This is a genomic window from Candidatus Binataceae bacterium (assembly GCA_035508495.1).
Lineage (GTDB): Bacteria > Desulfobacterota > Binatia > Binatales > Binataceae > JASHPB01.
In genome coordinates this window covers 49,500-63,697 of the sequence record DATJMX010000037.1, presented here as the reverse complement: position 1 = coordinate 63,697, position 14,198 = coordinate 49,500, and the positions used below count along the sequence as shown (strand labels likewise).

The window sequence follows — 14,198 nt, the reverse complement described above, 5'->3', positions numbered from 1 at the left end:
ATTTGGACCACGGGCGGATCGCCGTCACCTGGCACGAGAACACGGTCTCGGCAGCAGAGACGAGAAAGAGCGTGCGCGCTGCTACATGGTCGAAGAGTGTCTGTACGACGCTCAAGAAACTCCTTGGTCGATAGACGTTGTCGCCACGTTCTGATCCGACTGCTTTGGCGCCGCTGGCTACGTGCTTCGAGGAAGGGAATGGTTCTCGACGCCCGGGAACTCGAGAAACAGACCTTTCGCCACGGCCGCCGCCGGTTGATGAATCCCTGACTAAGGCGGGCTCCGCGAACCACGTCGAGACCGACGTCCGCGAGCATGCACGAAACGAATTCCGAGATGAATCGCGCGATTTAGCGTGGCGGGTACTGAAATTCGCGAACAAGACGGCCACGAACGGATACCAACGAGCGTTTCCGTTGAAGGATGAGATACGCGCCGGAGAGGTCTCCGGCGCGGCGCAAGGTCAAAGCTGTATCATCGCGGTCAGAGCACCTGTTTGATGGTTGTGTTGACGGTGATGCGGGTCGCGCTGACATTTCCCTTCACTTCCGCGAGCAGGTTTCCATCCGGATCATATTGGTCGATGGTAAAGGTCCCGGCGTACGAGTTGCCTTTCCTGTCCAGCGTGACGTTCTCGCGGATTTGGGCCGGACCGACAAAATTGTTGCTGGTGTCGAAAGATAGCGCGAAGTGATTCAGCTGGTAGGTGAATATGCCAGTCTGGCGCCATACACCCATGCAAAAACTCTGGGTCACCGGCGGGCGTGTCGAATTCATGATCTCTGTGCCGTCGCCGTGCCATTGCACAAATGGGTTATCGACGATCGTGCCGTCCGGAATGCCGTTGCTGCCCTCGGAGACGAACTGCGCCTTCCAGAATCCGACGATGCCAGCGATTTCGCTGCCGGGCGCCGCGAGCGAAGCGTTGATGAACTGGCCATCGCCCCATGCCTGCGGTAGGACACTAACAGTGTTGGATGATAGCGCCGCGCACTGCGCGTTTGCGCGCGAGAGACCAGACTCGTCCCCGTAATGAGCATCGCAAAGACCGCGATGCCGACCGCTCGAAGTACCGTCTTCATACATTTTCCCTCCCGAATTTTGCTCGCGCGGCTTTATCACCACGCCCAGGAATTCAAGCGGGAAAGGTGCGGTTACAGAATGTGAAAGCCTGAAGCGCCGATCGTGGCAACAATGCCAGCTGCGCGTCCGCATCGCGCGCTCCGCCATCGTTCACATTCCGTAACTCGATTGTTCACGCGATAGGATCGGAGGCTCGTAGGCATCGCACAGAATCTAAATCAGTAATACCCGATTTTTGCCATCCGCGTTTGCCTCACCAAATGGTGGGAATCGTCCGTTCGCACCACTAAGGCATGCCCCTGTTCACCGCGCTCGACGTAATCGTCCGACTCGGCCCTCAGCGCCGCCATCAGCATCCGCCGCGCCCCCTCGCGGGCGATCGACCCTCTAGCGGATTCGAAGTTCCGTCGGACAAAGGTGCCACCTCTTTCAGATTAACCTGTCCTCAATTAAATCGGACCAAGCGCGTTCTCAAAGCGCGGGTTACGTTCGTCGAACGACCGCACGCGGACGCCTTGAGTCCTTAGGTGATCGAGCTGATGGGGTGCGTCAAGCGGCGGTAGATGAGCACGGCGGTTAGCGCAATTGCTGCCGCGAACAGAATCAGACCTGCGAGCGCCAGCGTGGCGAGCCAGATCGAGCTCCTGAGCGTAGCGCGCGATTCACGCGTGAGGGTAGTCAGATCGCGCGCGGTTTGCCCCAACTGCTCCGCGGCCTTCTGATAGTCGTTGATTTGGAATGGCGGCGAATTCGGTGTTTCCCAGCCCATCTTAAGCGCGAGGCGATCGAACGCATCGAGGCTGTGATTGACCTGGCTGACCAGCTGCAACGCCGTCGCCAGCGTCGCCTGGGTAGCGCCCAAAAGCTCCTGCGAAGGACGCTGGGAAGCCTTGAGCGAGGCGAACAGCGCTGCTTCCTCAGTCTTGAAGCGATCGAAAACCTGGTCGAGAGCCTGCCGACGCTCGTTGGCCACCGCGGTCATCAGTTGCTCGATAGCCACTCGGCGCTGCTCGCCGAGGTTCTCAGGCATCGTTTCAACTGAATTCGCGACGCGGTCTGCAGCCTGGCTAAAGGTGGTAACGCTGTTGAGCAGGTCCTTGGTCTCCTGCTGGGCTGCGATCTGGTACTCGCCCAGTTGCGCTTCCATTCGAAACAACGCGGGAGCCTCCTGCAAATAGAGCAGCAGGCGCTCACTGAGTAATCGAAATTCGTCGATCGAGCGGGTGGCATCCGCCACTTCCGGTAACAAAGTGCTGCGTTCGAGCCCCGCCACCGCATTGGTGCCGAACTCCTTGGTGAAGCTCTGCAGGCGGACTTCGGCCACGTAAATCTGATCAGGATGGTCAGCGCGCCAGCGTGCGATCAGATCGGCCAGCGACCGCTGCTGAGCCGTAGTGAGTATCGTGTCGGCAATTGCCCAGATATCCTGCTTGCCCCGTTCCGTCGCGGCCAGCAGTGGTTGTCCGCTGGCGCCGTACACTTTCGGCACCCAGTAGTCCTTCATCACATCGTGCAGGAGAGTGGCCAGGACCACCATGTCGAGCAGATTGGCCTCCGGCTTAGGGCCGAGCGCGATATCGATCAGGGCGTTGCAATACTTAACCTTCGGGTCGGCGACCATCACGCGCTCGTCCGGAGTCCGTGCCGCGCGCTCGACCGAATCAAACGCCTGCGTCAGGCTCGCGAAATAGGAAGACGCGAAGCGCACAACATCCTGACGCACCTGCGCTTGCGTCGTCTCGCGATCGCGCGCGGCCTCGCCGCCAGGCGAGTTGAGTGACATCCAGGCCGGATCGTGGGAGCCGGAGACGCGCGCGCAACCGCCCAGAGTAGTGAGCAGGAGGACCATCAACGTGGCCGCGAGCAATGACCGCCGAAGGGTTCGCTTCGTTCCCGAAATCAATCGCGACACACTCGTAACTCGCGCCAACTGGCTGCTGGATCCGAGCCTAATACAGCCACAAAATGATTACTAGAGAAACCGATGAGCCATCAAAGCGAGCCACTGATAAGTCAGGTTTGAGGCACCAGTGCTCGCTTCGGTGCGCCGCCCCATGCTCCGGACTAAGTTGAGTTGCTTCCTCAAGCGTACGAGGTGCCAGCAACTTGAACGGCGCGGGAATTGTCCCGAGATATTTGTCTACTCGACGGCGTCTGCTCCCACGCAACTAATCTTCCACACTTTGTCGGCTTCAATTCCATCGCTCTCCTCTCCTTGTGCCCGCGGACGGCCTAATGGCTTCCAGCGTGCCCTTTCAAGGAGATGCGTAAGATCTCGCGGTTCAATTTCGTACAGTAGTTTCGTACGAAGCGTGAACGAGGGAGGGCAGCCTAAAGGCGCCAGCGGACCGCCGGGGTGGCGGACGGGCGGTACGAACAGAACGTGCCGGTCTTTATTGCCGAAGTGAGCATCTTCGACAAATCAGCGTCATTCTTTGCGATCTTTCCGAGGGCAAATCGGATCGCTTGGGTTACTGCTATGCGCGCGCGCTCGTGGCCGGACGCCGCTCGCCGATCGCGGCCGGAGAGTCCTACGGCTCGCTTGAGTTCACGGCCGAGTGCCACTATCTCTTGCTGGGTGCTTTCAACCCGGGCTTCATTGCCGAGTTCGCGAGCGTCCTCCAGCTCTTCTTCGAGTTGGGCGAGGCGTGCCCGATAGGCGGACTTGGCCTGCGCGTCGAGCACCTCACCAGCATCGCCGAGGTCGCTGGTCACGCTCTGGGACCGAGCGAGGTCTTGCGTCTTGCCGCTTTCTATTTTGTCAGGTGAATCGCCACCGACAAGGAGGACCAAGTCGAGCGCGCGTAGATCTTCACCCGGACGGGCCAGGAGATACGCGATGTAGTGGAAGCCTTTCGTATCCCTGAAGCGCAAGGTTTTGCCGCCGAAGGCAATCGTCCAGTAGTCACCTTCACGACGAAACTCAGCTTCGTCCGCGGCGGGAGAGACTTGCGAAAAGCTCGCGTTCAAAGACGGAGGTGCTTTCAGCACCACTCTGCTCGCCTCGATACGCTCGATCCATCGATCGCCGGCGCCGCATCGCTGGTAGATTGCGATCGCGGAATCGAACTTTGCTCCGGCCTGGGCGCACTCGCCGGCGCTAACCAGCGCCTGCCCCCACAAGAGCAGCGCTTCGACTTCTTCGAAGGGCACACGAAATCGGCGGAAAATTTCGATGGCCTTCTCGAATCGTGCTCCCGCCTCGTTCAATCCTCCCTGAGCTGCCGCGAGAACCGCCTCGGCGCGGATAACGGTACCCTCCAAACCCCGCCAATCCTCTCCTGCGGCCATGATCTGTCGGCATCGCGCCAGTTCGCGCGCGGCAGCTTCCAAGTGATTCAGCCGCGCATGTATCTCCGCGCAGACGGGCCGCACTGCCATCTCGTGCGCAAGTTGTAATTCGCCATCGGCCGTGGCAAGGAGTTCCCCGAAAGTTGCGAGTGCTTCATTTTCCCTGCCGCTGACGTGATGAATTTCGGCGGCCACGTTCAGGCATCGCGCGAGCGAATTGAGGTCGCCGCTGCTGCGCAATTTCGGCCTCTTTTCCGAGAGGAGCGTCGTTGCTTCGTCCCATCTTCCTTCAAGAAAGAGAATGTCCGCCCGATGCTGCGCAGGCACAGCTTCTGTCGCCAGGCTCTGAGCGCCGACCACACCGCCGCTCCGCGCGAGCAGGTTGGCATAGAGGCCTGCCAGCACCGCTCGGAATGGCTCGATGCGCGGCTTGCTAAGCTCGTGCTCAAAGCATCGTGCAGCTTCGGGGATGTCGAGCAAAAAGAGATGGCAACTTCCCTCGATCCAGGCCGCGAGAAAGGCCAGGCGTCCAATGTTCAGATGATCGATCTTTTGCCAGGCTTGCTCCTGCAGCGCGTGACTTTCGGCCAATCGCCCGCTCTCCACAAGGTGCAATGAATACTGTAGGGCCGAATTTGCCCATTGCGCGTCGTCGTTAAATCGTTGCGCGATTTCCATCGCCAGCTTTCCTGCCGCTAACCCTTCTTCGGTGCGTCTGCTGACGAACGCGGTCTGCATGATCCCGGTGTACACGCGCGCCAAGGTGAGCCCCTCGGGTCCGCCGGCGAGACTCTCCCTGGCTTTGCGAAAGTGCTCGCGAGCCCGGCAGACGTCTGAGGTGTCCGCATAGGGTACGGCGTAATAAATGCCCAGCCGCGCATGCCATTCTGCGACTCGGGCTTCATCGCCGAGGGTTCGATACAGGGCAAGCGTCGCTTCCGCGTAACGGATCGCCGCGCTGTAATCGATCATGAAGCAAAGACCCGCGAGCTGGTGCAAAAGAGACGCACGGCGCGGCGGGCTGCCGAATTCTCCTTGCATAAGGTTGAGCGCTCTTTCCCAATGCGCCCTGGCCTCCTGATAGGCGAAGACCGCTGACGCCGCCGCGCCCGCACCCAGAGAATGTTCGATCGCTTTTTCGGTGAAGCCTGCCGCGCTGAAGTGATGTGCTAGCGCCGCGTGATACGGATTCAGGTCGTCGTGATAGATATTTTCGATCGCCGCGCCAATCTCGCCGTGCAGCTCGATACGACGCTTGGCCGGCAGATCCTTGTAGAGCACCTCGCGAACCAGGGCATGAGAAAATCGATATTGCCAATGCGGCGCGCTCCCGCCCGTGACGATTCCAAAACGCGCGGCCTCGTCCATCCGTTCCACGATCTGCTCGGCTGAAAGACCTGGCAAGGCCTCGAGCAATCGGGCTTTGAAATCGTTGCCGATGACCGACGCGATCGACAGGGTCGAATTCGTTTCGGTGGAAAGGGCGGCGAGTCGGCGGCGAATCGATTCCCGCACACCATCGGGAATTTCGAAGGAGGCGGTGCTGCTATCAATTTTACCTTCCGCGACCAGCAGCCGGACAACGCCTTCGACGAACAGCGGGCTCCCGCCTGAGACTCTGTACAGCTCTGTGATCAGCGTGTCCCTGGCTTTCTGTCCTGCGGTGCGCTCGATGAACCGACCGACCTCGTCTTGGCTGAGTCCGGCGAGCGGAATCGTAAGACCCTCGCGAATCAACGCACCGGCCAGTCGTGCCAGCTCCGGCGACTGTCTGATTTCGGCGTCGCGATAAGTGACGATCATCGCGATGCGCGTGCGTTTAATTTCACGCGCGATGAAGCGCAGCAAATGCAGTGAGGGCTGGTCGGCATCGTGGAGATCGTCAACGATGATCAGCAGAGGCTCGGCACGCGCGACATTCTTCAGGAAGGTCGCAACCGAGCTGAACAAACGGAATCGCGCCGACTCCTGGTCAGACATGATCCGGCTATCGTCCGGCGACGGGCGTGCAGGCCGCAATTCCGGAATTAACCGGCTGATTTCCCTTGTGCCTGGACCTAACAGTACTTCCAGTTGCCCGGCATCGCGGCCCTCGATACAGGCGCGAATCACCTGGATTATCGGCCAATAGGCCGGCGCGCCCTCGCCCTCCCAACATCTGCCCCAGACCACCTGGAAGCCCCGCGCGGTTGCCAGACGAGCAAATCTGTCGGCCAGCCTCGTCTTGCCGATTCCCGGCTCGCCGGCCAGCAAGAAAAGGCGCCCGCGCCCCTCGATCGCATCGTCGAGGCCGGCTCCCAACTCCGTCAGCTCCCGCGCTCGCCCGATGAAATTAGCCGCGGCGACGCCCCGCTCCGGTAGAGCTGATTGATCCATCTCGCGAGCCAGGCCCTCCTTCGAGGCTGTACGCCGCGCTGGTTTGGCGCTACGAATTGCTACACGTTTTGCTACCGAATGTACAAGTTCTATCGCTTGAGGCCGGAACAGAGCGATTTTGAGTGGTCGGACCCGGAGAGTGTTCTCAAGGATTGCACGCAACCTCGAGCGTCTCTCGTAACTGGCGAGGGAATCAGATGGCGAATCAAGATCGTGACTACACACAGCGGCTGACGGAACTTCAAACAGAAATTCTCGAATTCGTCGGGACCTTCGAATCGATCCAGGAAGAGATTCGGCCCGGCGTTCTTCCTCAGTGCCAGGCCCGTCTCGTCAGCGCAACTGGTGACACGTTTCGGCGATTCGATTCGAACTTCGTACAGATGACGCCACCCCCCGATCTCACGGGAACGCACGAGATGCTATGCGCCGCGATTGGCGAGCTTGCAAAAGCCTATCAGCTCTTCATGACGACGCCGGGACGCGAATGGACGCTTATCTACCTGCACTCGCGGGCCGCATTCTGCCGCGGGCTATACAAGATATTCGATTTGGGCGAGCGGTTGCCGATTCTCGCGGCACATTTCCTGACGCCCGGAGCGAACGCGCCAGTGCATGCGTCTGCGGACGGCCTGGCTCGCGGTTTTATCCATCGCAAGCGCAACGACGAGCGCTCTGACTACTCGCTCTACATTCCCGAAGACTATTCGAAATCGAAACCGCTGCCGCTGATCGTCGCGCTCCACGGCGGCTACGGTCAGGGCAACGAGTATATCTGGACGTGGCTGCGCCCGGCGCGAAGCCGCGGCTACGCGGTACTCGCACCGAAGTCATGGGACGTCACGTGGGACATGAGCATTCCGAGTTTAGATAGTCAGTCGATCCTGCGGATGCTCGATCAAGTCACAAATGAGTATTCGATCGATCGCGCTCGAATTTATCTGACGGGCTTATCCGACGGCGGAATCTTCACATTTATTTTCGGATTCGAAAACGCGCAGCTGTTTCGCGGCCTGGCTCCGGTTGCCGGCGTGCTGCATCCGGTGCTTGATTCCTTGCTGCGGCAAAACCGCGGCAAGGATACGCCGATACTGATGATTCACGGCGCCCAGGATTTCATCTTTCCAGTCGCGTTCGCACGCCAGGCGTTCGATCTCTTCAAGGCGGTTGGCTATCCGGCAACCTACGAAGAACTACCTGATTGGGGACATGCGTATCCCTACTCGATCAACGAGCGCATGGTGCTGCCGTGGTTCGAATCATTGCCGCCCAAGAGCCGGTAGTATCGCGATCTCAAACGCTTGATCGCTTCGCTTCGTCGGCTGCGCTGGGAGATGCGACCTTGTACAGCTTCTGCGCATTGTCCCAGAGGATCTTTCGGCGCACCGAATCCTCGCAGTCGGAAAGTCCGTCCCTGATCCGATCGTGCACCTCTTGGCCGTAGAGCGAAGTCGGATGCGGGAAGTCAGTCTCGAACATCACGTTGTCAGCTCCAATTTTGTCGATCAGCCGGCGCGGCGCGACCTGCTCGAACCAGTAGCAGGCGTACACGTTGCGCACGAAGTACTCCGATGGCATCAGCTTGAACTCGGGACGCTCCTCGCGAACGGCATTGCCGATGAACTGATAGTCCATTGCCTCGAGCATGAACGGAATCCATCCGATACCGCTTTCCACCGACACGAACTTGATCGCCGGATAACGATTGAGCACGCCCGACATGATGAGGTCGCTCACCTGGCGGCCGTTTTGCAGCAGGATGTCGATCGCAAGCGCGGTGAACGCGGGCGCGAGTCCGTATGACGATACGCGATTTTTGAGCAGTCCCTCCGACATGTCGCCCGAGCCGACGTGAAAACTGATCGGCAGGTCGAGATCGCACGCGATCTCCCATAGCGGGTTCCAATGCGGGTCGCCGAGCAGCGGCTGATCGAAGTATTGCGGGTCACCGGTGAAGAGAATTCCGCGATGGCCCATCTTCGCGCAGCGGCGCACCTCTTCGGCCGCGGCTTTCACGTCCCAGAATGGAATCGAGGTAATCGGCAGCAGGCGCCGCGAGTCGGCCGACGCCCATTCGGTCTGCCAATCGTTGTAGATGCGCACGCACGTCAGCATCAACTCAGGATCGTTGAGTTTGAGGAATTGCTGCGCGCCGAAGCCGCCCACGTTCGGATACATCACCATCGCCCAGATGCCCATCTCGTCCATGTATTTCAGGCGAGCCTTGGGATCGTAAGCACCCGGATGCATCTCCTCGTAGCTGCGCGGCGGATTCTTGAAACTGCCGCGCCCTGCGGTTGCGGTCATCCCGGGAGTCGCAAGGAAAGCTTTACTATCGCCGAGCACCCAGCGCTGCGTGCCCTTCGGCGAGGTTTCAATGCGCGGCACCCGATCGCGCATCGCGGCGGGCGCGCGACTCGTCCACACCTCGGGCGTTTCGGTGACGTGAGTATCCGCATCGATAATGGTGTAGCCGCGCATGACTAACCTCCCGCCTGCCGCAAAAAAGGTTCAGCTATTCAATCTTCGCCAAGCTCAGCCTCTGCGGTCCAATCTCAAGATCTGAGCCATTAGTCGCCGCGACATTTCTCGCGTCCACTCCGTGGACTGGGTGAATACGCTGAAAAAACGAAACCGAGGCGCGCAGGAATTCGAATCCGGCCTCGATCTCGTCGGGCGACAGCGATTTCTCGAGGTCCGAGATTAATTCCCGCACCAGGTGCTGCCCCCGCTCCGCCATCGAGAGGATGTACCGCTCGCCCTTCGGCGTCAGGATGACTTTCTTCTCACGGCCCGAGTCGGCGCTGCCGACAATCCGCACGAATCGAAGCGGCGGCTCCGCCAGCGTCTGCAATGCGATCGTGATCGCGGGGCTGCCGAGATCGAACCAGTTGTGCAGCCGCTTGGCGACGTCCTTGCGCAGCATGCTGCGCGAAGTGCCGCCTTCCGAGCGAATCAGCCACAGGATACTGGCCTGGGTCCGCGAGAGCTGCCCGCGCATCGCCGCGCCGATCGCAGAGATTCCCTTATCGTGGACGAAATAAAGAATCTCCAGCAGCTCGGCTGCGTTGGCTTCAAGTTGAGACTTTGGCGATTTCGCGGCGGCCTTGCCGGCCGATTCCGTCGAATTGGATTTACGTTTCGTTTTGAGAATGTTCAGTACCACCCTCTAATAATGTCCCGTGATTATATGACTTCGACCGCACGATTGCGCGTATCTTTCGAAACTTCGAGCCGGTCGCGGCAGGCTTGCCGTCGGAACACCCCCGGAGCTATGTTTCACACAATCGTTGCACGATCAAACAATTTAGCCAGGCAAGTATTAACCGAGGCCCGCGCCTTCGAGGTTCGCCAACGAGGATTGTCGATGGACCATCACTTTATCGATGAGGCTTTGAGCGATCCCGGCTTCTTCATCGATCACGATCCTCATCCCCTGTGGAAGGAGTTGCGTCAAACCGACCCCGTCCACTGGACGCAAGGGTCGGGTAAACCGTTCTGGTCAGTCACACGCTACGACGACATCATCGCGGTCGTCAGCGAGCCGAATCTTTTCAGCTCCGCCTACCTGATCGGCCTGCCGTCGAGTCCCGAGATGGAGCAGGTCACGCCCCAGATGCTCGGCGCGGGCGAGATGATGCTGATGACCGATCCTCCGCTACACGGTGCGATGCGCCGCGCGTTCAATCGCTTGCTGCTGCCGCGCGCAGTCGGACGCTTCGAAGCTCCGGGTCCGCAACTTGTGCGCGAGATCATCGAAGAAGCGATGGCGAGCGGCCAATGCGATTTCGTGGTCGATGTCGCAGCGCGGATGCCGATGGCATTCATCTGCGAGATCATGGGTATCCCACGCCAAGACTGGCCCGACATGTTCAAGTGGGGAAACATGGTGGCCGGCAACGAGGATCCTGAGTACCAGGTCGATTCGGGATCTGCCCTCGACACGCGGCAGGTCGGCTCGCGCAGTATCGGCCTCTACTGCGTTCAGGCCGCGCTCGAGCGACGCGGCGGCGACGGCGAAGACCTGCTGAGCGTCCTCGGCAACGCGACGATCAACGGCCGTCCGCTCTCGCGCACCGAGCTCGCACACAACGGCTTGCTCTATGTCGGCGCGGGCCTCGAGACGACCCGCAATGCGATTTCAGCTGGCCTGCTCGCCTTGATCGAACATCCGCAGCAGATGGATCTCCTGCTCGAGCATCCTGAGATCATGCCCACAGCGATCGAGGAGATTCTGCGTTGGGCGAGTCCTGTGACGCATTTCGCTCGGGTCGCAACGGCCGACACCGAGCTCGGCGGTAAAGCGATCCATGTGGGAGATCGCGTGGCGCTGTGGTTTCCATCGGCCAATCGCGACGAAGCAGTCTTCAAGGATCCATACAATTTTGATCTGAGGCGCACGCCCAACGAGCACATCGCATTCAGCAAGGGAGAGCATTTTTGCGGCGGCGCGCATCTCGCGCGGCTCGAATTGCGGCTGACGCTGCAAGAACTCCTGCCGCGCCTCAGGCAAATTCGAATTACGGGCAGAGTTGAACGCCTGCGCTCGAACTTCCTCGCTGGTATCAAGCACATGCCGGTGCGGTTCGCCGAGTCGCAGAATGCTGCGTGATTGTCATTTCAACGGAGGGTTCACTATGAAGCTCGGAGCATCGATCATTTTTCAGAACTACTTCCGTGGCGAAAAACCCGACTGGCAGATATACGAGGAGGACCTCGCGCTGGCGGATATGGTCGAGCCGCTCGGCTTCGATTCGCTATGGGGCGTCGAGCATCACTTCTCGCCGTACACGATGCTTCCCGACGTGCTGCAGTTCCTCACTTATATGGCGGGGCGGACGAAACGCGTCGGGCTTGGCTCGATGGTCGTGGTGTTGCCGTGGCACGATCCAGTGCGCGTCGCCGAGCAGGTTGCGATGCTCGATATGTATTGCGGCAATCGCGAGTTGACTCTTGGTTTCGGCCGCGGCGCCGGACGGATCGAGTATAACGGATTCCGCGTGCCGATGAGCGAATCGCGCGAGCGCTTCAGCGAAGCCGCCGAAATCGTGCGGATGGCGCTGACGCAGGAGCGTTTTTCCTACGACGGCAAGTACTACCAGATTCCCGACATGAGCATCCGGCCTCATCCGCGGCGCAAGGATCTGACCGAGCGTTTCTACGGCGCGATCATCTCGCCCGAAACCGGCGATATCATGGCGCGCCAGGGTATGGGGATGCTGGTGATCCCGCAGAAGCCGTGGATCGAGCACAAAAAGGACTACGATCATTTCAAGGAGTCGTGCGCGAAGTTCGGCCACAGGGCGAAGCGCCCTGTCGTGTCGACATTCTTCTACTGCGCGGAGACTGAGCGCGAAGCCAACGAAGCCGCCGAGCAATGGATCGGCAACTACTCCGACACCGCCGTCGCTCATTATGAATACGACGAGCCCGAGCATTTCCGCGGCGCCAAGGGCTACGAGTTCCACGCGCGGATGGCCGACGCGACCAAGAAGAGCGCGACCTCGTTCCGCGAGATGTTCACCAGGACGCAGGTCTTTGGCACGCCGGAAAAAGTGATCGAATCGCTACGCGAGATCTCCGCGACGATGGACGCTGCCGAATTCGTCGGCTTCTTCAAGTATGGCGGGATGCCGCTGGAAGTGGCACAACGCAGCATGAAGCTGTTCGCGACCAAGGTGTTGCCGCATATCCAGCGCGACACTGGCGAGCAACACAACGTAGCCGCCGGCCGTTGAGGTAAGCGCGATGTACGACTTGCTAATCAAGAATGGAACTGTGGTTGACGGAACGGGAGCGCCGCGCCGCGTCGCAGACGTCGCCGTGAAAGACGGCAAGGTCGCCGAGATCGGCAAGATCACCGGCGGCGCCGCGCAGATCGTCGATGCCTATGGCCTCGTCGTCGCGCCCGGCTTCGTCGATCCGCACACGCACTACGATGCGCAGATCTGCTGGGACTCGCAGATCACGCCCTCGTCGTGGCACGGAGTCACCAGCGTCGTGATGGGAAACTGCGGTGTCGGCCTCGCGCCCTGTCTGCCGAAGGCGCACGATATCGCGGCGCTCGATCTCGTCAACGTCGAAGCAATTCCGTACGACGTCCTCAAGCGTGGCATCACGTGGGATTGGGAGAGCTTTCCCAGCTACATGGAAGCGGCGGGACGCCGCGGCAGCGCGATCAACCTGGGGTTCCTCGCACCGCTCACGCCGTTTCGCCATTACGTGATGGGCGAGGATTCGATGGAGCGTGCCGCAACGTCCGCCGAGACCGAGCAAATCTCGGCGCTTCTGCGCGAGGCGATCAGTGCGGGCGCGCTCGGCGTATCGCACACGACGGGCGTCCAGCACGTCGGATATAAAGGACGGCCCCTTGCCTGCCGCCTGGCGGATCGCGCTGAGCTCGGCGCCTATGCGCGCGTGCTACGCGCCCTCGGCAAGGGCGTGATCGAGATCACGCTGACGCAGAACTTCGGCCATATTCAGGATCACGAGATCGATCTGCTGAAGTTCCTGCTCGATGAAGGCGAGCGGCCAATCACGTGGCTTGCGATCTTCGACCTCGAGGACAGGCCGAACGCGAGCGCCGAGACGCTCGACCGCGCCGAACCGCTAATCAAACGCGGCGCGATTCCGCAGATGACTTGCCGTCCGCTGATCGCGGAAATCGAATTCAAAACCGGCATGTCGTTTTCGCTGATGAAATCGTGGCAGCCGGCTGTCGATCAGCCGCCCGAGAAGCTCAAGAAGCTCTACGCCGATCCCGAGTTTCGCGCCGCCGTCGTTGACGAGATGAGCCGCGGCGTTCTGAGGCGCAATTGGAAGCGCGTCGAGGTCTGCGATGTCAGCCGGCCGGAGCTGAAAGGCCTGGTGGGCAAGACCGTCGCGGAGATCGCGCGCGATCGCGGCCGCGAAGGCCAGGAATTCGAGACGATGCTCGATCTCGCGATCGAGGACGACCTCAACATCTCGTTCGCGCAGGCGATCTTCAACAACAACGAAGAGCGACTCGCGAAGTTGATCAACGATCCGCGTCCGATGATCGGGCTGTCCGATGCGGGCGCGCACGTGAGCCTGCTCTGCGACGCGGGCTACTGCACGTACCTGCTCGGGCACTGGGTGCGCGAGCTTGAGGCGATCACGCTGGAATATGCGGTCAAGCGGCTCACGTCGGAGCCGGCGGATTTCTTCGGGCTCAAGGGGCGCGGCCGTCTCGCGGCCGGCAACAACGCCGATATCGCGATCTTCGATCCCGCTACCGTCGGATCGGCGCGGCGCGGCACGATGACCGACGATCTGCCCGGCGGTGGCAGGCGTCTGATCATGCCGGCGACCGGGGTGATTCACACTTTCGTCAACGGCGTGCCGGTTTACAAAGACGGCCGCTACACCGGCGCGACGCCTGGCGCGGTGCTGCATTCATAAATAGCAAGTTACTATTCCAAAACTGG

General features: G+C 60.4%; 9 protein-coding genes. 4 read left to right on the top strand and 5 right to left on the bottom strand.

Annotated features, from left to right (window positions below; translation table 11 throughout):
• Nucleotides 1-483: 483 nt before the first annotated feature.
• The 3 genes from VMA09_12685 to VMA09_12675 form a co-directional block, all read right to left on the bottom strand.
• Nucleotides 484-1,230, bottom strand: coding sequence for a hypothetical protein (locus VMA09_12685; GenBank protein HUA34457.1), 747 nt, complete (start codon nt 1,228-1,230; stop codon nt 484-486).
• A gap of 376 nt (nt 1,231-1,606) precedes the next feature.
• The gene (locus tag VMA09_12680) at nt 1,607-2,866 is read right to left on the bottom strand and encodes a hypothetical protein (GenBank protein ID HUA34456.1); all 1,260 of its coding nucleotides are present in this window, start codon (nt 2,864-2,866) and stop codon (nt 1,607-1,609) included.
• A 548-nt stretch (nt 2,867-3,414) separates the two neighbouring features.
• Nucleotides 3,415-6,750, bottom strand: a complete 3,336-nt coding sequence (locus VMA09_12675) for an AAA family ATPase (GenBank protein HUA34455.1) — start codon at nt 6,748-6,750, stop codon at nt 3,415-3,417.
• A 197-nt stretch (nt 6,751-6,947) separates the two neighbouring features.
• On the opposite strand from VMA09_12675, the gene VMA09_12670 reads away from it, so the two are divergent.
• Entirely contained in the window at nt 6,948-8,033 is a 1,086-nt protein-coding gene (locus VMA09_12670) for a hypothetical protein (protein ID HUA34454.1), read from the top strand.
• A gap of 10 nt (nt 8,034-8,043) precedes the next feature.
• Here VMA09_12670 and VMA09_12665 read toward each other — a convergent pair whose 3' ends face one another.
• Both VMA09_12665 and VMA09_12660 read right to left on the bottom strand, forming a co-directional pair.
• Nucleotides 8,044-9,231 carry an amidohydrolase family protein gene (locus VMA09_12665; GenBank protein ID HUA34453.1) on the bottom strand — a complete coding sequence of 396 codons (1,188 nt, stop codon included), beginning with the start codon at nt 9,229-9,231 and terminating at the stop codon, nt 8,044-8,046.
• Between the two features lie 34 nt (nt 9,232-9,265).
• Nucleotides 9,266-9,916, bottom strand: a complete 651-nt coding sequence (locus VMA09_12660; GenBank protein HUA34452.1) for a hypothetical protein — start codon at nt 9,914-9,916, stop codon at nt 9,266-9,268.
• A gap of 201 nt (nt 9,917-10,117) precedes the next feature.
• Here VMA09_12660 and VMA09_12655 point away from each other — a divergent pair, with 201 nt between their 5' ends.
• The 3 genes from VMA09_12655 to VMA09_12645 are packed head-to-tail and all read left to right on the top strand — an operon-like array spanning nt 10,118 to nt 14,172.
• The gene (locus VMA09_12655; GenBank protein ID HUA34451.1) at nt 10,118-11,362 is read left to right on the top strand and encodes a cytochrome P450; all 1,245 of its coding nucleotides are present in this window, start codon (nt 10,118-10,120) and stop codon (nt 11,360-11,362) included.
• A 25-nt stretch (nt 11,363-11,387) separates the two neighbouring features.
• Nucleotides 11,388-12,488 (top strand): LLM class flavin-dependent oxidoreductase, encoded by a 1,101-nt coding sequence (locus VMA09_12650; GenBank protein ID HUA34450.1) that lies wholly within the window; start codon nt 11,388-11,390, stop codon nt 12,486-12,488.
• A 10-nt stretch (nt 12,489-12,498) separates the two neighbouring features.
• Nucleotides 12,499-14,172 (top strand): amidohydrolase family protein, encoded by a 1,674-nt coding sequence (locus VMA09_12645; protein ID HUA34449.1) that lies wholly within the window; start codon nt 12,499-12,501, stop codon nt 14,170-14,172.
• Nucleotides 14,173-14,198 lie beyond the last annotated feature (26 nt).

What these genes read in the sequence shown, in the direction of transcription:
- VMA09_12685 (HUA34457.1), bottom strand. Translation starts at nt 1,230, where the DNA reads ATGGCGGAGCGCGCGATGCGGACGCGCAGCTGGCATTGTTGCCACGAT.
- VMA09_12680 (HUA34456.1), bottom strand. Translation starts at nt 2,866, where the DNA reads ATGTCACTCAACTCGCCTGGCGGCGAGGCCGCGCGCGATCGCGAGACG.
- VMA09_12675 (HUA34455.1), bottom strand. Translation starts at nt 6,750, where the DNA reads ATGGATCAATCAGCTCTACCGGAGCGGGGCGTCGCCGCGGCTAATTTC.
- VMA09_12670 (HUA34454.1), top strand. Translation starts at nt 6,948, where the DNA reads ATGGCGAATCAAGATCGTGACTACACACAGCGGCTGACGGAACTTCAA.
- VMA09_12665 (HUA34453.1), bottom strand. Translation starts at nt 9,231, where the DNA reads ATGCGCGGCTACACCATTATCGATGCGGATACTCACGTCACCGAAACG.
- VMA09_12655 (HUA34451.1), top strand. Translation starts at nt 10,118, where the DNA reads ATGGACCATCACTTTATCGATGAGGCTTTGAGCGATCCCGGCTTCTTC.
- VMA09_12650 (HUA34450.1), top strand. Translation starts at nt 11,388, where the DNA reads ATGAAGCTCGGAGCATCGATCATTTTTCAGAACTACTTCCGTGGCGAA.
- VMA09_12645 (HUA34449.1), top strand. Translation starts at nt 12,499, where the DNA reads ATGTACGACTTGCTAATCAAGAATGGAACTGTGGTTGACGGAACGGGA.